Origin of the sequence: Burkholderia sp. Ac-20365, from assembly GCF_017104715.1 — a bacterium.
GTDB lineage: Bacteria > Pseudomonadota > Gammaproteobacteria > Burkholderiales > Burkholderiaceae > Paraburkholderia.
The window spans coordinates 59,709-83,737 of record NZ_JAAGPI010000002.1 but is presented as its reverse complement, the minus strand read 5'-3'; the positions used below and the strand labels follow the sequence as shown (position 1 = coordinate 83,737).

The 24,029-nt window shown below is 60.4% G+C and carries 24 protein-coding genes and 1 tRNA gene; 10 read left to right on the top strand and 15 right to left on the bottom strand.

Annotated features, from left to right (window positions below; translation table 11 throughout):
* Positions 1–13 precede the first annotated feature (13 nt).
* Complete coding sequence (locus G3O01_RS03710; RefSeq protein ID WP_205803178.1) at positions 14–1,027, top strand: D-2-hydroxyacid dehydrogenase family protein; 1,014 nt, start codon at positions 14–16, stop codon at positions 1,025–1,027.
* A 72-nt stretch (positions 1,028–1,099) separates the two neighbouring features.
* Here G3O01_RS03710 and G3O01_RS03705 read toward each other — a convergent pair whose 3' ends face one another.
* Both G3O01_RS03705 and G3O01_RS03700 read right to left on the bottom strand, forming a co-directional pair.
* Positions 1,100–1,966 carry a patatin-like phospholipase family protein gene (locus G3O01_RS03705; protein WP_205803177.1) on the bottom strand — a complete coding sequence of 289 codons (867 nt, stop codon included), beginning with the start codon at positions 1,964–1,966 and terminating at the stop codon, positions 1,100–1,102.
* Positions 1,967–2,024: 58 nt separating this feature from the next.
* On the bottom strand, positions 2,025–2,429 hold the full coding sequence (locus G3O01_RS03700) for a PaaI family thioesterase (RefSeq protein WP_205803688.1): 405 nt from the start codon (positions 2,427–2,429) through the stop codon (positions 2,025–2,027).
* 212 nt (positions 2,430–2,641) lie between these two features.
* Here G3O01_RS03700 and G3O01_RS03695 point away from each other — a divergent pair.
* Positions 2,642–2,717, top strand: a tRNA-Lys gene (locus G3O01_RS03695).
* 77 nt (positions 2,718–2,794) lie between these two features.
* Here the strand turns inward: G3O01_RS03695 and G3O01_RS03690 are convergent.
* From G3O01_RS03690 to G3O01_RS03645, 10 genes are all read right to left on the bottom strand, one after another.
* Positions 2,795–3,064, bottom strand: a complete 270-nt coding sequence (locus G3O01_RS03690) for a DUF4148 domain-containing protein (protein ID WP_205803176.1) — start codon at positions 3,062–3,064, stop codon at positions 2,795–2,797.
* 167 nt (positions 3,065–3,231) lie between these two features.
* Positions 3,232–4,074 (bottom strand): anti-sigma factor, encoded by an 843-nt coding sequence (locus G3O01_RS03685; protein WP_205803175.1) that lies wholly within the window; start codon positions 4,072–4,074, stop codon positions 3,232–3,234.
* Positions 4,071–4,589, bottom strand: coding sequence for an RNA polymerase sigma factor (locus tag G3O01_RS03680; RefSeq protein ID WP_205803174.1), 519 nt, complete (start codon positions 4,587–4,589; stop codon positions 4,071–4,073). Before G3O01_RS03680 ends, G3O01_RS03685 begins: the two co-directional genes overlap by 4 nt.
* A 160-nt stretch (positions 4,590–4,749) precedes the next feature.
* Positions 4,750–5,487, bottom strand: coding sequence for an anti-sigma factor (locus tag G3O01_RS03675; RefSeq protein WP_205803173.1), 738 nt, complete (start codon positions 5,485–5,487; stop codon positions 4,750–4,752).
* Between the two features lie 176 nt (positions 5,488–5,663).
* Positions 5,664–6,452 (bottom strand): ABC transporter substrate-binding protein, encoded by a 789-nt coding sequence (locus G3O01_RS03670; protein WP_205803172.1) that lies wholly within the window; start codon positions 6,450–6,452, stop codon positions 5,664–5,666.
* A 32-nt stretch (positions 6,453–6,484) separates the two neighbouring features.
* Positions 6,485–7,327, bottom strand: a complete 843-nt coding sequence (locus tag G3O01_RS03665) for a carbon-nitrogen hydrolase family protein (RefSeq protein WP_205803171.1) — start codon at positions 7,325–7,327, stop codon at positions 6,485–6,487.
* A 10-nt stretch (positions 7,328–7,337) separates the two neighbouring features.
* Positions 7,338–8,492, bottom strand: a complete 1,155-nt coding sequence (locus tag G3O01_RS03660; RefSeq protein WP_205803170.1) for a pyridoxal phosphate-dependent aminotransferase — start codon at positions 8,490–8,492, stop codon at positions 7,338–7,340.
* Positions 8,493–8,807: 315 nt separating this feature from the next.
* Complete coding sequence (gene dbpA, locus G3O01_RS03655) at positions 8,808–10,199, bottom strand: ATP-dependent RNA helicase DbpA (RefSeq protein WP_205803169.1); 1,392 nt, start codon at positions 10,197–10,199, stop codon at positions 8,808–8,810.
* Positions 10,200–10,217: 18 nt separating this feature from the next.
* Positions 10,218–10,403, bottom strand: a complete 186-nt coding sequence (locus G3O01_RS03650) for a hypothetical protein (protein ID WP_205803168.1) — start codon at positions 10,401–10,403, stop codon at positions 10,218–10,220.
* 448 nt (positions 10,404–10,851) lie between these two features.
* A complete protein-coding gene (locus G3O01_RS03645) occupies positions 10,852–11,859 on the bottom strand; it encodes a helix-turn-helix domain-containing protein (protein ID WP_205803167.1) in 1,008 nt (335 codons plus the stop codon).
* Between the two features lie 357 nt (positions 11,860–12,216).
* Here G3O01_RS03645 and adh point away from each other — a divergent pair, with 357 nt between their 5' ends.
* Both adh and G3O01_RS03635 read left to right on the top strand, forming a co-directional pair.
* Positions 12,217–13,737, top strand: a complete 1,521-nt coding sequence (gene adh / locus G3O01_RS03640) for an aldehyde dehydrogenase (RefSeq protein WP_205803166.1) — start codon at positions 12,217–12,219, stop codon at positions 13,735–13,737.
* Positions 13,738–13,815: 78 nt separating this feature from the next.
* A complete protein-coding gene (locus tag G3O01_RS03635; protein ID WP_205803165.1) occupies positions 13,816–14,211 on the top strand; it encodes a DUF779 domain-containing protein in 396 nt (131 codons plus the stop codon).
* A gap of 51 nt (positions 14,212–14,262) precedes the next feature.
* Here G3O01_RS03635 and eutC read toward each other — a convergent pair whose 3' ends face one another.
* The 3 genes from eutC to eat form a co-directional block, all read right to left on the bottom strand.
* The gene (gene eutC / locus G3O01_RS03630) at positions 14,263–15,054 is read right to left on the bottom strand and encodes an ethanolamine ammonia-lyase subunit EutC (protein ID WP_205803164.1); all 792 of its coding nucleotides are present in this window, start codon (positions 15,052–15,054) and stop codon (positions 14,263–14,265) included.
* Positions 15,051–16,445, bottom strand: coding sequence for an ethanolamine ammonia-lyase subunit EutB (locus G3O01_RS03625; RefSeq protein ID WP_205803163.1), 1,395 nt, complete (start codon positions 16,443–16,445; stop codon positions 15,051–15,053). Before G3O01_RS03625 ends, eutC begins: the two co-directional genes overlap by 4 nt.
* 69 nt (positions 16,446–16,514) lie before the next feature.
* Complete coding sequence (gene eat, locus G3O01_RS03620) at positions 16,515–17,918, bottom strand: ethanolamine permease (RefSeq protein ID WP_205803162.1); 1,404 nt, start codon at positions 17,916–17,918, stop codon at positions 16,515–16,517.
* 247 nt (positions 17,919–18,165) lie between these two features.
* Between eat and G3O01_RS03615 the strand changes: the two genes are divergently transcribed.
* From G3O01_RS03615 to G3O01_RS03590, 6 genes are all read left to right on the top strand, one after another.
* Positions 18,166–19,032, top strand: coding sequence for an AraC family transcriptional regulator (locus G3O01_RS03615; protein WP_205803161.1), 867 nt, complete (start codon positions 18,166–18,168; stop codon positions 19,030–19,032).
* A gap of 2 nt (positions 19,033–19,034) precedes the next feature.
* Positions 19,035–19,262: a hypothetical protein gene (locus tag G3O01_RS03610; protein ID WP_205803160.1), complete on the top strand. Its 228-nt coding sequence runs from the start codon at positions 19,035–19,037 to the stop codon at positions 19,260–19,262.
* A 793-nt stretch (positions 19,263–20,055) separates the two neighbouring features.
* The gene (locus tag G3O01_RS03605; protein WP_205803159.1) at positions 20,056–20,499 is read left to right on the top strand and encodes a hypothetical protein; all 444 of its coding nucleotides are present in this window, start codon (positions 20,056–20,058) and stop codon (positions 20,497–20,499) included.
* A gap of 155 nt (positions 20,500–20,654) precedes the next feature.
* Positions 20,655–22,220, top strand: coding sequence for a recombinase family protein (locus tag G3O01_RS03600; protein ID WP_205803158.1), 1,566 nt, complete (start codon positions 20,655–20,657; stop codon positions 22,218–22,220).
* Positions 22,217–23,119, top strand: coding sequence for a ParB/RepB/Spo0J family partition protein (locus G3O01_RS03595; RefSeq protein WP_205803157.1), 903 nt, complete (start codon positions 22,217–22,219; stop codon positions 23,117–23,119). The genes G3O01_RS03600 and G3O01_RS03595 overlap by 4 nt, the downstream gene beginning before the upstream one ends.
* A complete protein-coding gene (locus G3O01_RS03590; RefSeq protein WP_205803156.1) occupies positions 23,116–24,018 on the top strand; it encodes a plasmid partitioning protein RepB C-terminal domain-containing protein in 903 nt (300 codons plus the stop codon). Before G3O01_RS03595 ends, G3O01_RS03590 begins: the two co-directional genes overlap by 4 nt.
* The last annotated feature ends 11 nt before the right edge of the window (positions 24,019–24,029 follow it).

Below are 24,029 nucleotides of genomic sequence, written 5' to 3'. Positions count from 1 at the left end.
AAACATATACGCCATGAAGATTGCCATCCTTGACGACTATCAAGACGCCGTCCGCAAGCTCGACTGTTTCCAAATGCTCGCCGACCACGAGGTCAAGGTTTTCAACAACACCGTCCGCGGCCTGGGCCAGCTCGCCAGCCGCCTGTCAGAAGTCGACGCACTGGTCCTGATTCGCGAACGCACCCGCATCAGCTCGCAACTGCTCGATAAGTTGCCGCATCTGCGCATGATCAGTCAGACAGGCCGCGCCGGAAGCCATATCGATATGCCCGCCTGTACGGAGCGCGGCATTGCCGTGCTCGAAGGCGTCGGCTCACCGATCGCGCCCGCCGAACTGACGTGGGCCCTAATCATGGCCGCGCAACGTCGCATTCCGCAATACGTAGCAAACCTTAAGCAAGGTGCCTGGCAGCAGTCGGGCCTGAAGACGTCGGCGCTGCCGCCGAACTTCGGTCTTGGTCAGGTATTGCGCGGGCAGACGCTCGGTATCTGGGGCTACGGCAAGATCGGCCGGCTGGTGGCGGGCTACGGCAAGGCGTTCGGAATGAACGTGCTGGTGTGGGGCCGCGACCATACGCGCGAAGCCGCGATCGCCGACGGCTATCAGGTCGCGGAAAGTCGTGAAGCGCTGTTCGAACAGAGCGATGTGCTGTCGCTGCATCTGCGCCTGCACGACGACACGCGCGGCATCGTCAAACAGGACGATCTGATGCGCATGAAGCCGACTGCACTGTTCGTCAACACGAGCCGCGCGGAACTGCTGGAAGAGAACGCGCTGGTTGGCGCGCTGTCGCACAACCGTCCGGGCATGGTCGCCATCGACGTCTACGAAAGCGAGCCGATCCTGCAGGGCTACAGCCTGCTGCGGATGGAAAACGTGATCTGCTCGCCGCACATCGGCTATGTCGAGAAGGAAAGCTACGAGCTGTATTTCAGCGCGGCGTTCAAGAACATTCTCGCGTTCGATCAGGGTGATACGTCGAGTGTCGCGAATCCGGAAGCGCTGCAAGGCGGCCGCCGGAAGTAAGCGAATACACACCTGGCGGTTAAGCAGATGCATGCGGCCCTTCATGGGCCGCATTTCGTTTAAGTGCGCGTTTCAGTCGTGCGCGGCGGCGTCGAGCAGTTCGGGCATGCGTTGTAGAAATTGCTCGCCGTCCATCCGGCCGAGGTTGTATGCGTGCTGCATCTGCGACGGGCTCGTGTAGTCCCAGCTCGAAATCGGCACCTTGCGCGACGGCTGCACATACAGCCGCTGCTGCGCGCCATGCGGCACGACGAACATCTGCGGACGCGGATAAATGCGCGTCACCATCACGAGCACCGTGCCGGGCGCCGGATCGAGCGCGCCGACGGGCACGTTGTCGACCATCCCGCCATCCAGCACGGGCCGCCCATTGCGCCTTAGAACGGGCGTGAAAGGCGGCGTACACGACGACTGCAGGATCAGATCCGCGAGATCCTCGACGCTCGCGCAATCCTGCGCGCGCACGAATTCCGGATGAAACCCGAGCGACTGACCGAGCGTCGGATGCAGCGTCTTGCGGATGTATTTTTCGATGTTGTACGCGATCAGACCGGCGGCCACGGCGCTGCGCGCACCGAGCCAGCGCGGCACATGCGACACGCCGATGCGGATTTCCGGCGCGTTTGCCAGTTGCGAAAACTTTTCCCCGTAGATATCGAGCAAGGCCTGACGGTAGATCCGGTAATGCGGAAACACCGATTCGCCACGCAGCAGATTGCCCCAGTAGGCGTTCTTCGTGTTGTGGCGCAGCGCGTTCTCGTAATACCGCATCACCCAGTCGGCGTCGCGCGTGTAGAGCATGCAGGCCGTCGCGGCGCCCGCCGAGATGCCCGTGATCACGCGCGGCCGGATATCCAGTTCCGGCTGGATCACGTCCCAGAAACCTGCCTGCCACCAGCAGCGATTGCCCCCGCCCGCGAATACGACCTGATCGAACATCCGTTGAATCCTTCTGTTGCCGCGGCGCCGTTTTGCCTTGGGCCGCTTGCGGGTGCGCTCAGTTGAGCAGCGCGTATGTGGTGGTAGCGTGGACGGCCATCTTGCCGTCTTCGTCGGTCAGTTCGACTTCGCCGAATACGAGATTGCGGCCCATGCGCAGCACGCGCGCCGTGATGACCACGTCGCCTTTGCGGACGGCGCGCATGAAGCTGATGTTCAGCGAGACGGTGGTCATCGGCTTGAAGCCGCCGAGCGCGGCCGAAATGGCGACGACCATCGCGGTATCGGCGGCTGCCATGAAGACCTGTCCGCAGATCACGCCACCGCTGTGCCGAAGCTCGCCCGAAAACGGCAGACGCAGCGTCGCGCTTTCGTCGTCGACCTTGACGGGCGTCAGCGAAAGCGCCCGCACCCACGGCGCGAGCACGCGATCGAGCAGTTCCCGGACTTCGTTTTCGTCCATCATGATTTCCCGTTGAAGCCGCGCGGATAGCCGCACGGCGTGGTGTCGCGACATGATACCGGGACGAACGCCCGTGCGCTTCGATGGTGCTTTCGTTTGATTTCACCGATCCGCATCCTGTCGGTCGAAATCGGCCCCACAACTTTTTTTAAGAAATTGGCGAGATACGCTTGCCAAGCAAGAAAAACTCCTGCATACTTTCGCTTCTGTTGGGGGCGTTAGCTCAGTTGGTAGAGCAGCGGACTCTTAATCCGTAGGTCGAGTGTTCGAGTCACTCACGCCCCACCAAGAATTTAAAGGCCGGTTAGCGAAAGCTAACCGGCCTTTTTCTTTTGCGCTTTCCACGTCGCGCGCCGCCAGGAGATTCAATTCCCAGGCACCGCAGCATCCGAAGCTGCCTTCGCCATCTTGTTCGCGCTTTCGGCTTTTGCCTGCGCCTGCTTCTTCAGATATTCAACCGTGTTTTGAAACGCCGGACTCACATCGGGATACGATGCATCGGTGACGAAGTTCAGTCCGTTCTGTTGCGCCTCGATCAACTCCTGATACACCTGCGCGCGCGTCTTGCCTTGCGCGAATACATTCGTCGATCCGAGTACAGCGACGGACACAGCCAGCAGTGCGAGCATCTTCATTTCCAACTCCTTTGAAATCGTGCGGTACGCACAATGACGAACCACGCGACGCCGCAATCTATTCCCACTCGCTTCAATAAAAATAAATACGGATATCTAACTATCAGAAACAAAAAAAACGGCCGCATCGATAGATGCAGCCGCCAATCCCAAAGCAAAAAAGAAACTCAACCCGGCGTCGCGCCCGTCAGTTGCGCATACACGTCGTGCGCAATCTGCAGCATCACCTTGCGATCGATACCGCCCGACACCGCATAGCCAAAATCGCCATCGACCCAATAGAACACATTGACGGGTCCTTCCTGATAGAGCTTGAACGCCGTCGTATTCGCGTTCACCTTGCGATGGGAAATGCACAGCGTCACGCGCTCACCCTTCGCGTTGTGATACATGAACTGCGCGACAGGTCCGTCATCGCCGGGCAGGATACGGCCACCCGCCAGCTCGAAACCGGTTTTCGTCAGCATCGGCGGATGCACGTCGGTACCCAGCTTGTTCGCGAGGTACTGCACGAAATCCTGTTCATGATCCTCGCCGATCTGCGCCGGCCGATCGACAGCAGGCATATACACGACATGCGCCAGCGCCGCCTTCTGAGCGAACACTTCCGACGCATCCGCGCTGACAGGCCGCGTATTGGACTCACCCGAAGCCGCACCCGACGCCGCCGCCCACGGCGCCGCCACGTCCTTGCCCATATTCGTGCCGACACCAATGCCGATACCGAGCACCAGTGCCGCCGCCATGCCCGCGAACTGCGGCCAGTTCGCCGCGCTCATCCAGCGACGCTTCTCCGGCACGCGCAAGCGCGCCGGCACGGGCTCGTTGAGCACGCGGTCATAACGCTCATGGAACATGTTGTTCAGCGAAAAATAATCGCTGACGCGCGCGGCCAGCGCGGGATTCAGTTCGATCGCGCGCTCGACCTGTTCACGACGCTCGTCGGACAGCGTGCCGTCCACGTACGCGTGAATGTCTTCTTCGCTGACTGCAGTCTGTTGATCGCTCATCGCACCACCTTCAGTTTCGCGCCGGGCTGTGCGCCCGCCATCAACGCGCGCAAACGCTCGCGTCCACGCGAGAGCCTCGACATCACCGTGCCGACGGGGATATCGAGTGCAATCGCAACCTCCGCGTAACTCATTTCCTCCAGCCCGACGAGCAGGACGACCTCACGCTGATCGGCGGGCAATCGCTGCAACGCGTAATCGAGATCGCGCACTTCGAGCGAACGGGTCTGCTCGCCCGACACCGCAAATTCACTTTCGACGATGCTCTCGTCGTCCACCGAAACATGCACGGCGCGCGCCGACGATTTCCGCACCTGATTGACGAATACGTTATGCATGATCGTGAAGAGCCACGCGCGCAGATCGGTGCCTGCCTCGAACATCTTCGTGCGCGTGAGCGCGCGTTCGAGCGTGTCCTGCACGAGATCGTCCGCGAGATCGCGATTGCTGATCAGCGCACGCGCATAGCGGCGCAGCCGCGGCACGTGATCCATCAACTCGTTACGGATGTCCATTTGCTCTACCCATCGGATATCGCGTCGCGCGCATTTCACCGCGCGCCTCGCCTCTTGAAGCAGAGAACACAACCTTTTTCATTTTATTCCGCTTTGTTTCGCGGAATCCGCGCAAGGCCGTGCGAATCGGCAAAACGTGCGTTCGATTGTCAGCGAGCCGTTAGCGCATTGTCAGCGCGTCGGCTGCACGCATCAGGCCGTGTGTTGTTGCGTGCCCGGCGAGCACGTAACGTCTGCCCTTCACCGTCCACGTCAGAAGCCGCACGTCGCCGATACGCTGCGCCGCCCAGTGCGGCTGGTCGAACGCAAACGGCGCGCGTGCCGACAGCAGCACGACCGCCTGACCGTCTGCATTCCGGTAGTCGAGTATGTCGATGCTTGCGAGTGCGTTCGGATGACGCGTCCTGGTCCCGACCAGCTTCAGACCTAAAGGCGCCAGATCGACTGCATGCGGGTCGTCGGGCCTGGTCACGACAGTCGTGGCCGCTTGCTGCCCGGATTCGCGCATCAGCGCCATGACGGCCGCGGCGTCGAGCATTTCCGGCGACACGCGCGACGCAAAGAACCACCCGCTCGCCGCCGCAACGGCCAGCACGATGCCGAGCAACGCAACACCCACGCGCCGCACGAAAAACTTGCGCAACGCGGAACGCAAATCGAAAGTGCGCCCGCCGTCGCCGTCATGCCCGTTGAACCGCTGCGGAAACGCGCCCTCGAACGCGCTGCGCATCTCCATGTTCAGTTGCCGGTAAAACGCGATCCGGTCCGCCTCGCCCGGCCGTGAACCGATATAGGTCCGCACGCGCGCCGCCCTCTCCGGCGGCAGATTGCCGTCGGCGAATGCCTGCATGTCCGCTTCGGTGAGCGGCGCGTCGGACGGTGGATGAGTGCGGGACATGGTCAAAGGTCGTGCAAAATTCGGGTTCCTGCTGCGCTAACAGGACCATTGCAGCCTTTATTCCATTCGCTTTCGACGATTCATTCGTCAGATGTATCGGGCAGAAATCGCGCAAAAAAAGAAACGCGCCGCATGGCGAAAATCATGCGGCGCGTTGCGCTATGCAGCGAAAGAACTTACTTTGCCGAAACGTCGATATTGCCGAAGTACTTTTCCGCCAGCGTCTTGACCGTGCCGTCCGCCTGCACTTTGGTGATCGCTGCGTTCAACTGGTTGCGCAACGCGGTGTCGCCTTTGCGGATACCGAACGCGACGCCGCTGCCGAGAATCTTGTCGTCGCGCACCTGGCCGACGAAAGCGAAATCCTTGCCGTCAGGACGCGACAGGAAGCCCGCTTGCCCGGCCGGCGCAAGCACCAGCGTCGCATCGAGTCGACCCGCGACGAGATCCGCATAGACCTGATTCTGGTCCTGATACGGCACGACGGTGACGCCCGCGTTTTCCCAATGCGCCTTTGCGTACGTCTCCTGAATCGACGCCTGCAGCACGCCGATGCGCTTGCCCTTCAGCGATTCGGGCGTCGGCTGCAACCCGCTGTCCTTGCGCGCGATCAGCGAGGTCGGCACGCGGTAGATCACGTTGGTGAAGTCGATTGCCTGGCGGCGCTTTTCCGTTGCGTTCATCGCCGAGTTGATCGCGTCGAACTTGCGGCCCTGCAGCGCAGGGATCAAGCCGTCGAACGACGTTTCGACCCAGCTGCATTTCAGGTTCGCCGTCTTGCAGACGGCATTGCCGACATCGATATCGAAACCCTGCAACTCACCATTCGAGCCCTTCGATTCGAAAGGCGGATATTGCGCCTCGAGGCCATAGCGCAGCGACGTTGCATCGGCGGCCATCGCCGATGCCGTCGCCACCGATGCGAACGCGCACGCCAGCATCAGCAGATTCTTCACGAGCTTCATATCGATCTCCTTCCCCTTATGTTCAATGCGGTTCAACGCACGTCAGACGGCGTGGCGATGCGCCGGTGCGTGAGCACCGGCAGACGGTTGCGCGCTTCGTCGAGCGCGCTTTGTGTCAGCGTCGCGAGTGCGATGCCGGGTTCGTCGTCATGCCGCGCGAGCACCTCGCCCCACGGCCCGACGATCATACTGTGACCAAAAGTCCGCCAGCCATTCGAGTGCGTGCCGCACTGGCCGGACGCGAGTACGAACGCCTGGTTCTCGACGGCACGCGCGCGCAGCAGCAATTCCCAATGCGCGAGGCCCGTGGTGTAGGTGAAGGCGGCGGGTACGGCGATCACATCGGCGGCAGGTTGCGCACGATACAGCTCGGGAAAGCGCAAGTCGTAGCACACCGACAGACGCAGCGTGCCGAACGGCCCTTGCGCCGTGCCGACGCTATCGCCGCCGACCATCGTGTCGCCTTCCGCATGCTGTTCCGCGCCCTGGTTGAAGCTGAACAGATGGATCTTGTCGTAGCGCGCCGAGCACTGTCCCGAAGGATCGAATACGAGCGACGTGTTGTACGCATGCGTGCCGACCTGCGGCCCTTGCGACGGCCGGATCGGCACCGTGCCGCCGATCAGCCATGCGCCCGTCTCGCGCGCGAGTTCGGCTAGCGCCTGCTGAATCGGACCATCGCCGAATGCTTCGGCCAGCGCGACACGCTGCATTTCGTCGTCGCCGATCCAGCAAAAATATTCGGGCAGGCAGATCAGCGTCGCGCCTTCGCGCGCGGCCTGATGCACCCAGCGGCGTGCTTCGCCGAGATTCTGCTGGACGTCGGCGCTGCTGCTCATCTGCACGACGGCTGCCTTGATGGATTGCTGCATCATCGCGTGGTCCTCAGATGGAACGAAGACGGCGCGCGCCTTCGATCAAGGTCTCGTCGTCCTTCGAAAAGCTCAGGCGGATCAGGCCGGAATCCGTGCCGTCCGTGTAGAACGCCGACAGCGGAATGGTCGCGACCTTCGCATCGCGGATCAGACGCAGCACGAAGTCGCTGTCGCTTTCGTCCGAGAAGCCGCGGAAGCGAGCAAGCATGAAGAAGCTGCCCTCGCTCGGCAACAGCTCGAAGCGCGATTCGCTCAGCTCGCGCGCCAGCAGATCGCGCTTGTGCTGATAGAACGCCGACAGGTCCAGATAGCTGCGCGGATTCGACAGCGCTTCGACGAACGCGTATTGCATCGGCGTATCGGCGGAAAACACCATGAACTGATGGACCTTGCGGATCTCGTCCATCAATTCGGCGGGAGCCAGGCAATAACCGACGCGCCAGCCCGTCACGTGATACGACTTGCCGAACGACGACACGATCACGCTGCGTTCCGCCAGCTCGCGGTGGCACGCCATGCTGTGATGCTTCGCGCCGTCGAACACGACGTGCTCATAGACTTCGTCGGAGAGAATCACGATATCCGTGTTGCGCGTGAGCGCCTTCAGGCGCTCGATATCGGCGTCGCTGAAAATCGTCGCGGTCGGATTGTGCGGCGTGTTGACAATAATCATCCGCGTCTTCGGCGTGATCGCCGCGGACACTTCGTCCCAGTTCACGCGGAAATCGGTCGACGACAGCTTGATCGCGATGGGCGTTGCGCCCTGCAGCCGCACAATGGGCGCGTAGCTGTCGAACGACGGCTCGAAGTAGATCACCTCGTCGCCGGGATGCACGAGCGCACTGATGGTCGAATACAGGCCTTCGCTGGCGCTCGCGATCACCGTGACTTCCGTCGACGGATCGTAGTGCACGCCGTAGAGCGTTTCGACCTTCGCCGCGAGCGCCGAGCGCAACGCGCCGATGCCGGCCATTGGCGCGTACTGGTTATGACCGGCGCGCATGGCTTTGGTCACGCCATCGACGAGCGCTTCGTCGGGCGAGAAATTCGGCGCACCCTGCGACAGGTTCAGTGCATTGTGTTCAGCGGCCAGTTGGCCGATGACGGTAAAGATCGTCGTGCCGACGTCGGGCAATTTCGAGCGGGCTTGCAAGGCGCTCTGCATGAGATTCCTCCTTCTCGCTGCAAATCGGCGGGCCGTGCGTCGCGCATCGGGCCCATTCAGTTTGAACGATTAGGCAACAAGGCGCGCATGAGAACAATCGAAAGTTTGTCATGCGCGGCATGCGTTTAGCTCATGCGCGTCGCCGCGCTGCGCCTGTCGGAAGCTCGTGGCTGGCGCGCCTGCGCCCTGCCAGCGACGCGGGAGACATACGAAAACATGCTATTTCCGTAGCCATGAGAACGAGTGATGGCGCTGCGACTCGCGCACATTCGTATGAGGTATGCGCATCGTCGCGCGCCGCCGTGTCCATACCGCTCACTCGTCCATCAAACGCACTTTCACCTTCTTGCCTTTGACCTTGCCGGCGTTGAGCTTGCGCAACGCATCACGCGCGACGCTGCGCTCGACCGCGACATAAGTCGAAAACTCCGTCACGTTGATCTTGCCGATCTGAGCGCCGGTAAAACCGGCCTCACCCGTCAGCGCGCCCAGCACGTCTCCGGGACGGATCTTTTCCTTGCGGCCGCCGAGAATCTGCAGCGTTTCCATCGGCGGCAGCAGCGGCTCGTCGCTTGCCGTCTTCAGCTCGCCGAGCGGATGCCATTCGACATCGCGCCCCTGCACCTCTTCAATGTTACCGACGCGCCCCATCTCGTTCATGCTCGCAAGACTCAGCGCCCAGCCCTCCTGATCCGCGCGGCCCGTGCGGCCGATACGGTGCGTGTGCACTTCCGGATCGGGCGTCACATCGACGTTGATCACCGCTTCGAGTTGCGCGATATCGAGCCCGCGCGCGGCGACGTCAGTCGCGACGAGCACCGAGCAGCTACGATTCGCGAACTGGATCAGCACCTGATCGCGTTCACGCTGATCGAGTTCGCCATGCAGCGCGAGCGCATGAAAACCTTGCGCGCGCAGCACGTCGAGCAGATCGCGACACTGGTTCTTCGTGTTGCAGAACGCGATCGTGCTCACTGGCCGGTAATGATTCAGCAACAGGCCGACGGCGTGCAGACGCTCGTCTTCCGTCACTTCGTAGAAGCGCTGGCGGATCTTGCTGTCGTCGTGCCGTTCTTCGAGCTTCACTTCCTTCGGGTTGCGCAGGAACTGCTGGCTCAGCTTCGCGATGCCTTCCGGATAAGTCGCGGAGAACAGCAGCGTCTGCCGCTCCTTCGGACACTGGCGCGCAACCTTCGCGATATCGTCGAAGAAGCCCATGTCGAGCATGCGGTCCGCTTCGTCGAGCACCAGCGTGTTGAGCGCGTCGAGCGACAGGCTGCCGCGCTCCAGGTGGTCCATGATGCGCCCCGGCGTGCCGACGACGATATGCGCGCCGTGCTCGAGGCTGGCGGTCTGTGGACGCATCGGTGTGCCGCCGCACAGCGTCAGCACCTTGATGTTCTCTTCCGCGCGCGCGAGGCGGCGGATTTCCTGCGTCACCTGATCGGCGAGTTCGCGGGTCGGACACAGCACCATCGCCTGCACGTCGTAGCGGCGCGCGTCGAGCCGCGCCAGCAAGGCCAGCGAGAACGCCGCGGTCTTGCCGCTGCCTGTCTTGGCCTGCGCGATCAGATCGTGACCGGCCAGCGCGATCGGCAGGCTGGCAGCCTGAATGGGCGTCATCTCGACATAGCCGAGTTGCGTGAGATTGGCGAGCGCTGCCGGCGAGAGCGCCAGTTCGCTAAAAGGATGAGCCTTGTCTGTCATGTCGGTATCGATGTGAGCTTAGTTGTACGGGCGGCCTTCGATCTGCTCGTAGACGATGGTGCCGTCGTCGGCGTCGAAGCGCTCGACATAGTTGCGCGCGCCGCACATCGGGCAGCGAAACAGAAGACCTTGCCCTTCATTCTTGATGACGACGTCGGACACTTCCCACTGCGCTCCGCAGCTCTGGTTGATGCAAGTAAACACGGTGTTCTCCAGCTGGATTCCTCCGTGCGCGGTCTGCCCACGCACGGTGGCTTATAGACAATAGGTTTACCTGTATATATACGTAGTAGAAGTTAACAAAGGCACTACGTTTCTGTGGATAACACAGGTTTACCGAAACGAATCAGCGTTTTGCCGAACGCATAACCCCGTGTGGCGAGTGTGCGCACCGGTTGGCGTTCGACTAACAACTTTTGCGGCCTGAACGCGAACGTCGAGTTACCCCGTTTACGTCCACATCGATTCCACACGCGTTTCACCCGCCTATCCTTGCGGTTATCCACAGCCTGCTGTGGACAGGCAAAGACACGCCGACACGCGTGCCAGGTTTTCAACAAGCATGATGGATCGAGGGGCGACACAGGCCGCGCATGCCGCAATTCTAGCGGATGCGTAAACCTTGCCCGGGCGTTGGGCGGTTGGCGGGTCGTCAATGAGCCAGCAATGCGCTGGCGGGCGGGTGAACCGTTTTCAGCGTTTCGGAAGGACGCACGCCGAACAGCTTGCGATAGTCGGTGGCGAACTGGCTCAGATGCCAGAAGCCCCAGGCGGCTGCGACATCCTGCACGGTACGCTCGCCGGGCGCCGCGCCGCACAGTTCACGGCGCGCGCCGTTGAGGCGAATCGCGCGCAGATAATTCGCGGGCGCGAGGCCCAGCACGTCCTGAAAGCAGTACTGCAGCGTGCGGCGGCTCACGTGCAGATGCTCGCACAGCTCCGGCACACCGACGGGACGGTCGCGATTGGCAAGCACGTAGTCGCGCGCCTCGGACACGATCCACTGTCTGCGCGGACGCGCCGGAATCGCAACCGGTTCGAGCGACGTCGACGCGCACAGATCGAACAGCGACGACAGCACCGAGGTCTGCAGATTACGCCGCGCACGCTCCGACAGCGCAGCGTTCGCCGTATCGTCGAGTACGCCGGCGAGCAGCGCGCAGAAGCGCGCCTTGTGGTCTGTATCGATGGGAATCACGCCCGTTTGCCCGGCACGGTCGATCAGATCCGCGTGCTCGACGGCTTCTGCATGCCGATGCAGCACCTCGCCACGCACGACGACACCGAAGATCCCGTAGCCGCCCGGCGTCAACAGCTCGAACTCGACGCCGCCGCGCTGGAACGCGAGCGAATCGCGCCCGATCGGTTGCGGACCGATACGACCTGTGCCCTCGTCGCCGGCGGGAATGCCGAACCAGTAGGCATCAGACGGCACTTCACAGGTTTGGCGCAGCGACTGGCTGGTCGTCTCGCAGAACACGTGCATGTCGTCGAGATGCAGGCCCGTCAGCCTGCCGACGAAACGGCCAGCCGTGAGTTGATCGTAGGTCTGTGTCCAGCCATGAAGATTGCGCGCCTGCTCATCGGCATCGTGCGCGACGCTGGTTTCGACCCGGCACGCGGCCGTTGGCGGAGACAAGGTGGACAGATTGGTCGTCATATGTGGCGTCGATGATGAACATGCACCTGCATGTGACATTGAACTTGCGGTCGTCAACCGACGCAAGTCCCATGCCGAACGGATCATCACACTGTGCGCCTGTGAAGCGCGCCGCCCTGTTCAATCGATGAACACTCGTCGTTCGAACTGCTCATGGATGCAACGTCATCCGGACGCACACGCGCGCTCGCAAAGCGACGTGCATCGCGACAGTGCCGCATGCACCGGCATTGGCCGCCTCGTCATGCATGTTGGCACGCTTCTGGCGATAAGCACCCGAGGCAGCAGCACATACTGCCAACCCGGCTGATATATCCAACCGAATACATCGACATCCAACATGTGAGGAGCACACAGATGAATCACGCAGAGATGAAGTTTCTGACCACCGAGTTCCCGTACAAGAAGCAATACGCGAATTTCATCGGCGGGGAATGGGTGGCGCCGGTTGGCGGCGAGTACTTCGACAACATCTCGCCGATTACGGGCGAACCGTTCACGTCGATTCCGCGCTCGCGCGAAGCCGACATCGAACTGGCGCTGGACGCCGCGCATCGCGCGAAGGCGGCATGGGGCAAGACCTCGGTCGCGGATCGCGCGAACATCCTCTACAAGATCGCCGACCGCATGGAGGCGAACCTGCAACGTCTCGCTGTCGCCGAGACGATCGATAACGGCAAGCCGCTGCGCGAAACGATGGCCGCCGATATCCCGCTCGCCATCGATCACTTCCGCTATTTCGCAGGCACCGTGCGCGCGCAGGAAGGCGGCATTTCGGAAATCGATCACGACACGGTCGCGTATCACTTTCATGAGCCGCTCGGCGTGGTCGGCCAGATCATCCCGTGGAATTTCCCGATTCTGATGGCCACGTGGAAGCTCGCGCCCGCACTCGCGGCAGGCAACTGCGTCGTGCTCAAGCCTGCTGAACAGACACCCGCTTCGATCCTCGTGCTGATGGAACTGATTCACGATCTGCTGCCGGCGGGCGTCGTGAACGTGGTCAATGGATTCGGTCTTGAAGCAGGCAAGCCGCTCGCGTCGAACAAGCGCATCGCGAAGATCGCCTTCACGGGTGAAACGACGACGGGCCGTCTGATCATGCAGTACGCGAGCCAGAATATCATTCCTGTCACGCTGGAACTGGGCGGCAAGAGCCCGAACATCTTCTTCGCCGACGTGCTCGACAAGGACGACAGCTTCTTCGACAAGGCGCTCGAAGGCTTCGCGATGTTCGCGCTGAATCAGGGTGAAGTGTGTACGTGCCCGTCGCGCGTGCTGATCGAAGAGTCGGTATACGACCGCTTCATGGAGCGCGCTGTGAAGCGCGTCGCTGCAATCCAGCAGGGACATCCGCTCGATTCGAAGACGATGATCGGCGCGCAGGCTTCGCAGGAACAACTGGAAAAGATCCTGTCGTATATCGATCTCGGCAAGCAGGAAGGCGCGCAATGCCTGATCGGCGGCGAGCAGAACAAGTTCGACGGTGAGCTTTCGAAGGGCTATTACGTGAAGCCGACCGTGTTCCGCGGCCACAACAAGATGCGCATCTTCCAGGAAGAAATCTTCGGGCCGGTGGTGTCTGTCACAACGTTCAAGAACGAAGACGAAGCGCTCGAGATTGCCAACGACACGCTCTACGGTCTCGGCGCCGGGGTATGGACGCGCGATGGCACGCGCGCGTATCGCTTCGGCCGTGCAATCCAGGCGGGCCGCGTGTGGACGAATTGCTATCACGCTTATCCGGCGCATGCGGCATTCGGCGGCTACAAGCAGTCGGGTATCGGACGCGAGAATCACAAGATGATGCTCGACCACTATCAGCAAACGAAGAATCTGCTCGTCAGCTATAGCGACAAACCGTTGGGCTTCTTCTGAGCGTAGTGCTCCTGTTGGGCGGATCGCGTGGCGCGGTTCGCCCTTTTTTCCACAGGTCCAGACGAGAGAGGAAGCGCGATGAACGAAGAAGGCGTTGCGCGCGTCGTGGCGACGGATGCGGCGGTCAAACTGATCCAGCAGTTGAGCGCCGAACACGGGCCGGTTATTTTTCACCAGTCGGGCGGATGTTGCGACGGCAGCGCGCCGATGTGTTTTCCGTCGAACGAATTCATGGTCGGCGGATCGGATGTGCGGCTTGGAGAGATTGCTGGCGTGCCGTTCTATATGAGCGAATCGCAGTTCGAGTACTGGCAGCACACGCAGTTGATCATCGATGCCGTGCCAGGCAACGGCGGCATGTTTTCACTTGAGCGTCCCACAGGTTTGCGGTTCCTGACGCGCTCACGTCTTTACAGCGATGAAGAAAATGCGTGGCTCGAAAAGCATCCGGTGAGCAAGGCAGACGCAGTTTGATATCGATGTTTCGAGAAATGCCCAGACGCTGTATGTGTCTGGGCACTTTTGTTATGTGCTGGAAGCGTCCGGTATCACTTTCGACGCTTCTTCAGCTTGAAGCAGCGCATCGCTATCATCTTTCAGGCCGACGCCCGTCAATCCAAGTCGACGCGCATGCGTCAACAGATAATGCAGCTTGTGCGCAGCGGCTTCGTAATCGAGTCCTTCGGGACGCACGTTTGAAATGCAGTTGCGCTGCGCGTCGTTGCATCCTACTTTCGGCGCGTACGTCAGATAGATGCCGAGACTATCCGGCGAACTCAAACCCGGTCTTTCGCCGATCAACATCACCACGAGCTTCGCCTTCAACAACTCGCCGATCTCATCGCCCAACGCGACACGCGACTGACGTGCGACCACGACGGGTCCGATCTTCCAGTCGTCGAGACGCTTTGTGATCGCTTGCAGGAAGGGAATCGACTGCTTCGATGCAGCGAATGCGGAGAGTCCGTCAGCGATGACGAACACTACGTCGGGCGATTCATGGGTTACGTGATTGCCCAGCGCTTCTCGGCTCTCGTCGGATAAGCGCCGCCCCATATCCGGTCGCCGCAAATAGTGGGCTCGATCCGGCGCGGCGCTATGCGCGTCCAAAGAGGCAAAGCCGTTCGCACGCAACTGCTCATGCAGGACATCGGCGTCTAAAGGATGATGCACGGCGTCGCGGGCCTGCGCATGCGACAGATTGAACGCAAGCAACGGCGCAGTCGGCAGACTGTTGCCCGCGCGGCCCAACGCAATGCGCGCATTCGTGAACGCACGCAACGCCTGCCACGCATTTTTTTCGATGGAGTCGCTCATGCGATGCCCATCCATTCGTTCGCGCCTTCCAGCAAAGGCTGACGCGTCGGCGCGTTGAGCAGCGCGCCGCGTGGATCGGTGATCTGCATCGACTCCAGCCATTCTTCGAACTCAGGCGCACGACGCAAGCCGAGCACCTCACGCACATACAGCGCATCATGAAACGACGTGCTCTGATAATTCAGCATCACGTCGTCAGCGCCAGGAATGCCCATGATGAAGTTGATGCCTGCCGCGCCGAGCAGCGTCAGCAGATTGTCCATGTCGTCCTGATCGGCTTCCGCGTGATTCGTGTAGCAGATATCGCAGCCCATCGGCACGCCGAGCAGCTTGCCGCAGAAGTGATCTTCGAGACCTGCGCGCGTGATCTGCTTGCCGTCGTACAGATACTCGGGGCCGATAAAACCGACCACGGTATTCACCAGAAACGGATTGAACTGCCGCGCGACAGCATACGCACGCACTTCGCAAGTCTGCTGATCGACGCCATGATGTGCGTTTGCCGACAGCGCGCTGCCCTGCCCCGTCTCGAAGTACATCAGGTTGTCGCCCACTGTGCCGCGCTTGAGCGACAACCCTGCTTCATACGCTTCCTGCAACAGCGCGAGAGAGATGCCAAAGCCGGCGTTCGCCTGCTCGGTTCCCGCAACCGACTGGAACACGAGATCGACGGGCGCGCCCTTTTCGATTGCCTTGATCGTGCTGGTCACATGCGTGAGCACGCACGATTGCGTCGGCACCTGGTAGCGCGTGCGAAAGTCGTCGATCATCAACAGCAGCTTCGTGATTGCCGCGAGACTGTCGGAGGCGGGATTGATGCCGATCATCGCGTCGCCGCAACCGTACATCAGACCGTCGATCATCGATGCAGCGATGCCCTTCACGTCATCCGTCGGATGATTCGGCTGCAGACGCACCGACATATGCCCCGGCAAGCCGACCGTGTTGCGAAAGCGCGTGACGACGGGCCGCTTGCGCGCGGCGAGAATCAGATCCTGATTGCGCATCAGCTTCGAGACGGCCGCGACCATTTCGGGCGTGAGGCCTTTCGTGACACGCGTGAGCGCCGCCGTATCGGTTGAACTGGAAAGCAGCCAGTTGCGAAACTCGCCGACCGTCAGATGCGCAATCTCGGCGAACGCTTCGGCCGAGTGCGTATCGATGACGAGCCGCGTGACTTCATCGCTCTCATATGGAATCAGCGCTTCGTTGAGGAACGTGCGCAGCGGCACGTCCGCGAGCGCCATCTTCGCGGCGACGCGCTCTTCCTCGCTCGCCGCCGCGATGCCGGCGAGCTGATCGCCGGAACGCAGCGGGCTCGCCTTCGCCATCAACGTCTTCAGATCGGCAAAACGATACGTGCGGCTGCCGATTGTCTCCGTGTAGCTCATCTCATGTACTCCATCGCCGCGACTGCTTGCGCGGCCTGTTGCAAGTGCGTCGGTGCTGCTACAGCGTGATCATTCTTCGAGCAGCACGTCGGCAGGCGCCACTTCGCGCTGATGACGCGTCGTCAGAAAGTAACCGTAACCGATCGCGACGAACGCGGCGAACACCAGCGCGACGAGCAGATTGAAGTAGATCATCGTCGCGAGCGAAATCACCGCAGCGACCAGCGCAAACGCCGGGAAATACGGAAACATCGGCGCGCGGAACGGACGCTCCATGTTCGGCTCGCTGCGGCGCAGCTTGAAGAGCGCGAGCATGCTGATGATGTACATCACGATAGCGCCAAATACCGACATCGTCACGATGTTCGCCGTCAGCGTCTGGCCGCCGAACTGGATCAGCTCGTCGCTGTAAATTGCAGCGATACCGACCACGCCGCCCGCGAGAATCGCGCGATGCGGCGTCTTGAAGCGCGGATGGACCTTCGACAGCCACTCGGGCAGATAGCCCGCGCGCGCCAGCGCGAAGATTTGCCGCGAATAGCCAAGGATGATGCCGTGGAACGAAGCGACGAGACCGAACAGGCCGAGCCACACCAGCATATGCATCCAGCCGCTGTTTTCGCCGACGATGTATTTCATCGCTTGCGGCAGAGGGTCGTTGATGTTCGAGAGTTTGGTCCAGTCGCCTGCCGCGCCCGCAAACAGCATGACGCCGATAGCGAGTATGACGAGCGTGAGAATGCCCGTGATATACGCGATCGGGATGGAGCGCTTCGGGTTCTTCGCTTCCTCGGCGGCCATTGCAACGCCTTCGATCGCGAGGAAGAACCAGATCGCGAACGGAATCGCCGCGAACATGCCGTGAAACGAGCCCATGCTGAACGTATCGGAGCCCGACCAGCCGCCCTTCGTGAAGTTCGCCCACTGGAAGCCCGGCGAGACGACGCCCATGAACACCAGCAGTTCGAAGATGGCGAGCAGCGTCACGCACAGCTCGAACGCCGCCGCGATCTGCACGCCGACGATATTCAGCGCCATGAACACGAGATACGCGCCCATCGCCGCGTGCTTCGGTTCGAGGCCGGGAAACTGCACATGCAGATACGCGCCGATCGCGAGGGCAATCGCGGGTGGCGCGAACACGAACTCGACGAGCGTCGCCGCGCCCGCGATATAGCCGCCCGTCGGGCCGAACGCGTGGCGCGCATAGGCGAACGGGCCGCCCGCATGCGGAATCGATGTGGTGAGTTCGGTGAAGCTGAAGATGAACGTCGTGTACATCGCGGCGATGAAGAGCGCGGTGATCACGAAACCGAGCGTGCCGGCGCTCGCCCAGCCGTAGCTCCAGCCGAAGTATTCGCCGGAAATGACGAGGCCGACGGCAATGCCCCAAAGCTGCCATGTGCCGAGCGTCTGCTTCAGCTCGTGATGCGTGACAGCGCCTTTATGCTGGGTTGTCGACTCTGCTTTCATCGGAAGCTCCCTTTTGAAGTTGCCGGTGGTTGCCCGCGACGAAAGCGTTCGCGGCGAGTGTTTTACCGGCGGCATCTGGCGATGGTAGGAAGCCATTAATCGATGTGTTATCGAAAATCGGCAAAGATTCGGCCGGGATATCTGGATTAAGTCGATGCTGAATATGCGCGACGATTCCGCAGGATTTGGTAAATCGCCGCGTGCTATCGTGTTTTTATCGATCCATTCCCGACTCTTCGGCACAGACATGAACGATATTGGCCATCGCGCGCGTTACGCCGCCCGGCTCGCCCGCGTGCTCGACCATATCTACGACCACCTCGACGAACCGCTCGATATCGAACGGCTTGCCGGGATTGCGTGTCTGTCGCCGTATCACTGGCATCGCATTTATCAGGCGATGTACGGCGAAACCGTTGCGACGACCGTGCGCCGCTTGCGTCTGCATCGTGCGGCAGGTTTTCTTGCGAACGGATCGATGCCGATTGTCGAGATCGCCGAGCGGTCGGGATACAGCAGCTTGCAGTCGTTTTCGCGGACGTTCAGCGCCGTCTTCGGCATGCCGCCCGCGCAATATCGGAAGGCCGGGACGCATCGGCGGTTCCGGCCGTCACCCACAGATTCAGGAGGTCGCCAAATGACAATGAGAGATGTGGTGATTCGGGATATCGAAGGCTTCGACTTGCTGACGGTCGATCACGTCGGGCCGTATATGCAGATCGGCAAGGCGTTCGATGCGCTGATGGGATGGCTCGCATCGCGGGGGTTGCTGTCGAACGAGATGCGGATGATCGGGATTTACTACGACGATCCTACTGCCGTGCCCGAAGGCGAGTTGAAGTCGAAGGCGGGTGTCTGGCTGCCGCGTAAGATCGATGTTTCGGGCGATCCGCTGGTTGGTTTGACTTCGGTTAAGGGTGGACGGTACGCCGTGTTGCGGCACAAAGGTCCGTATGCGGATATGGCGGCGGCGTATCAGTGGCTCTACGGCGAGTGGCTCGTCAACTCGGAGCATGAGGCTGCGGACGAGCCTGTGTTTGAGGAATATCTGAATAATCCTAAGGAGACCGCCCCGGCGAACTTGCTGACCGATATCTGCTTGCCCGTAGTTTAGGAATGAAGCGGTATCGGGATTTGAGCGGGCAGTCGGGTGTCGTTGCGTACGACATTTCCAATGATGCGATCACCGTGAAGTTTCGCGACGGTGATGTGTATCGCTATGACTATTCCTCGACGGGACAACGTGAGGTTGAGGAAATGAAGCGGCTGGCTTTGGCCGGACAAGGTCTCGCGACTTATATCTCGCGAGTCGTGAAAGACCGGTATGCGCGTAAGTGGTCTTGAGATCCGCTCGGCAAATAAAAAAACTCCAACCGGTGACGGTTGGAGTTTTTGTTAATGCCTGGCTGCTTCCGTGCGAGACGTGTAGACGGTCGCATATCCCGAGAAACTGGCCCTTGCCAGAGAAGGCGCTCCAGCCAGTGCGAACGCATAACGTGAGAAAAGCGGACGCATAAGCCGAGAAATTCAAACCCGGGCCACGTCAAATGCGTTGTGCTCGAAGTCCCAGAAACGAGCTCTCCCGTCGGCAGACGGCGGTCGCGCACGCGCGCGTTTTTCGAAAAACTGCGCTTGAAGTAAGAAAATTCTAGCGATTTTCGCCAGTGATGGGAATCCGCTGGATGCGCACGGATGCCCCTTCTCCATCCGTTCCCACGCCAGTGATTTCGCCGGCGGGTCGAGACGGCCGCATGCGCCCGTTGCACTGCGACCTAGAGAGCCCCTTGAAATCGACCCGCCTCTGCCTTGCTCGCGGCAACGCGTTCGCGCCGCCGCCGCTATTTGCCCGCCGGTGTTACTAGCGTAGCCGCGGTTGCGCGATTCGCGTTCTGACTTCGGCGCGAATTGGGTCACATCTACCCGGCGCTTCCGTATGTGCGCGGATTCCTCCTGACCAATGACTTCGGGCCGACCGAAACATGTGCGATTCCAAGCACCGACGGCTGTGACCTGTCCGAAAAGTGTGTGATTCGCCGGCAAGTTCGTCCGAAAAATGTATGTCTCTAACACACCAGAGTCCGCCGTGACAGGTCGGAACCTCTGCGTGCGCCCGTTGCAACCTGACCTGGAGGGGCACATGAAATCGACCCGCTTTTGCCTTGCCTGTGGCAACGCGTTTGCACCGCTGCCGCATGTCCCCCGTCAACGATATTGCTCCTCGGAGGCCTGTCAGCGCGCCCGGCGACGCGACTGGCAGAGCAACCGGCTCCGTAACGACAGTGACTATCGCGACAACCAGGCTCGCGCTCAGGCGAAATGGCGCGCGGGCCACTCGCGCTACTGGCGTGAGTATCGGGGTGCGCATCCAGCGTATTGCGAGCGCAACCGCAGTATGCAGCGGTCGCGCAATGCGCGGCGGGGCTCCAGCGCAATTGCAAATATGGATGTCATCAAGCTTTCCCGGCCGCTGGACTCTGGCTTCTACCTGCTGTCTCGCGCGGCTGACGCCGGCGTTGCAAAAATGGACGCGTGGACCGTTCACATCGCCGTGCTGTCTGCGCCGACTGCGCCGCCGACGTGATTGCAAATAGATGACTTGATACGCATCGGTTTCGAGCCTGCTACCTTTGCCTTGTCGCCGTTCGCTTTCGACCGCGACCATTCGATGGTCCGCATCGGGCGTCTACTTGCGTCCTATGCGTGCGGCCTGTCCGTGTCTGAGTTACGGGGTGGAGCATGTCATTCAATAGCGCGGATGCGCCGGTCGGCGCCAGTTCTTCTGCCGGGCGCGCAGCGGAATACGTACGCATGTCAACCGAACACCAGCAGTATTCCACCGAGAATCAGCGCGACCGGATTCGAGACTACGCTGCCCGTCGCGGATTCCAAATTGTCCGTACGTATGCCGATGAGGGTAAGAGCGGGCTACGGATTGACGGCCGGCAGGCGCTTCAAAATCTCATCTCTGATGTCGTCAATGGCAATGCTGACTTTTGCGTCATCCTTGTTTACGACGTGAGTCGATGGGGGCGATTCCAGGATGCGGACGAGAGCGCGTATTACGAGTACATCTGCCGCCGCGCCGGCATCCAGGTCGCGTACTGCGCCGAGCAGTTTGAGAACGACGGCTCACCGGTCTCGACTATCGTCAAAGGCGTGAAGCGGGCCATGGCTGGCGAATACAGCCGGGAGCTGTCGGCTAAGGTGTTCGCAGGCCAGTGCCGCTTGATTGAAATGGGGTTCCGGCAAGGAGGGCCGGCAGGCTATGGATTGCGGCGCGTGTTAGTCGATGACCATGGCCTTATGAAAGCAGAATTGCACCGCGGCGAACATAAAAGCCTCCAGACAGACCGGGTGATTCTCATGCCGGGGCCGGAAAGCGAGGTGCGAACGGTCAACCTGATTTACGACTGGTTTATCGATGAGTCGCTCGACGAACACGAAATCGCCGCGCGTCTGAACGGTATGCGCGTTCGGACTGACCTCGACCGGGAATGGACACGAGCCACGGTACGCGAGGTGTTGACCAACGAGAAATACATCGGCAATAACGTGTACAACCGTGTGTCATTCAAGCTGAAGAAGATGCGTGTGACCAACACACCTGATATGTGGATTCGAAAAGAAGGTGCGTTTCAGGCAATTGTTCCGAGCGAGACGTTCTACACTGCTCAAGGCATCATGAGAGCCCGGGCGCGTCGCTATTCAAACGAGGAATTAATCGAGCGGCTGCGCGGCCTGTATCGAAGTCGAGGATTTCTTTCTGGTGTCGTGATTGATGAAACCGATGGCATGCCATCCACATCGGTCTACGTGTACCGTTTTGGCAGTCTGATTCGCGCGTATCAGACCGTTGGTTTTACACCCGGCCGGGATTACCGTTACATCGAAACCAACCGCTTCCTGCGGCAACTCCATCCGCAAATCGTCTCACAAACCGAAACGAAAATCGCGGATTTGGGTGGCTCAGTGATACGCGACCCCGCAACCGACCTGCTGACGGTCAACGAGGAGTTCACAGCCTGCATCGTACTCGCCCGTTGTCAGGCACATGACAATGGTCGCAATCACTGGAAGGTGCGCTTCGATACCAGTCTTCTGCCGGACATCACGGTTGCCGTGCGCCTCGACCAGACCAACGAATCGACGCTGGACTACTACCTGTTGCCACATCTGGATTTTTGTCAGCCTCGCATTCATCTGGCGGACCAAAATCCCATCGAGTTTGAGAGCTATCGCTTCGATACACTGGATTACTTGTATGGCATGGCCGAACGCGCCCGTCTCAGGAGAGTAGCGTGAATTCGCGGCAGCAGCCCAGAGAAATCCGGATGGTCCCCGTCGCCCAGATTGAAGTTATCAATCCGCGAGAGCGGAATGGTCGAGTTTTCAAAGAAATCGTCGATAACATCAAAACCATTGGCCTCAAAAAGCCCATCGTGGTGACGCCGCGAGCGACGACCAGCGGCATAGAGAAATATCTTCTTGTGTGCGGCGAAGGCCGATTGAAGGCATTCCGCTCGCTTGGAGAGGCGACCATCCCCGCGCTCGTTGTCAGCGTCAGCGACGAGGACGCGTTCGTCATGAGTCTGACTGAAAACATCGCGCGCAGACAGTGTCGCCCTCTCGAACGGCTCGCTGGCATTCGGCAATTGCAGGAACAGGGATATGCACCAAAGGTCATCGCCGAAAAGACAGGGCTCACCGCGACCTACGTTCACGGCATCCTTACGCTGCTGCATCAGGGTGAAGAAAGACTTGTTGTTGCGGTGGAGAAAGGCCTCGTTCCCCTGAATGCCGCCCTCATCATCGTCGGAGCCGGCGACGACGATACCCAGATACAGGCCGCGCTCCAGGAGGCGTACGAATCGGGAAAATTGCGGGGCAAGCAACTGATGAGCGCCCGTCGTGTCATTGAGCGAAGAAAGGCACTCGGACGAAGCACCGCACACAATATGACCAGCAAGTCTGCCGCCGTCACGACATCTAGCCTCGTGCGAACGTACGAGCGAGAAGTAGAACGTCAGAAATCCATGGTCAGAAAGGCTGAATTCGCACAACAGCGGTTGTTGTTTGTCGTCGGTGCATTGAGGCAGCTGTTTTCTGATGAGAACTTCATCAACCTCTTACGCGCGGAGGGACTGGCCAGCCTGCCGAAGTACCTTGCCGAGCGTGTTTGGCCAAGCGGGAGTGCTACATGACTGGCGTCACTCTTGGATTTATTCCCGAGCCATTGTTGGTGCCTGTTTCCAGTATCTTGCCATCGCGCAGGATTGCAGCACCCGTCGTAGAGTCGCGTAAATTCAAGCAGATAAGAACCTCCATTGAGGAGGTGGGACTGATTGAACCGCTCTCTGTAATGGCTGCGGACCAGTCTTCCGGGCAGCATGTTCTTCTCGATGGCCATCTGCGCTTACTCGCCATCCAGGACCTGAAGCATGAGCGTGCCGCCTGCCTTGTCGCGACCGACGACGAAAGCTACACCTATAACAACCGTGTCAATCGCCTGTCGACAATCCAGGAGCACTACATGATACGGCGCGTAATTGAGAGAGGCGTATCGCCCGAGCGGTTGGCGAAAGCTCTTTCCGTCGACGTATCCCAAATCTTAAAGAAGATGTCGCTCCTCGATGGCGTGTGCCCGGAAGCGGCCGAGCTTCTCGGCGACCGGCAGTTTTCGGCGGAACTTGTTCGCGCTATCCGCAAAATGAAGCCGACGCGGCAAGTTGAATGCGTCGAGCTGATGGTCGCCGCGAACAATGTGTCCGTTGCCTACGCCGAGGCATTGCTGGTTGCTACGCCAGCAGCGCTTCTGGTGGAGGGTAAGAAGCCACAAAAACTGACCGGTGTCAGTCCGGAGCAGATGGCGAAAATGGAGCGGGAAATGAGCAACCTCCAAGGTCAATACAAGTTGGTCGAGCAGAACTACGGCCAGGATGTGCTCAACCTGGTGCTCGCCAAAGGGTATCTCGCCAAGCTTCTCGAAAACGAATCTGCACGTCAGTACGTTGCCCAGCACCATCCGGATTTAATGGTGGAATTCGAGTCCATCATTGCGGCCATTTCTCTCGACCAGCAGCAATTCAGCGCGGCCCTCTAGCCGAACTCTGA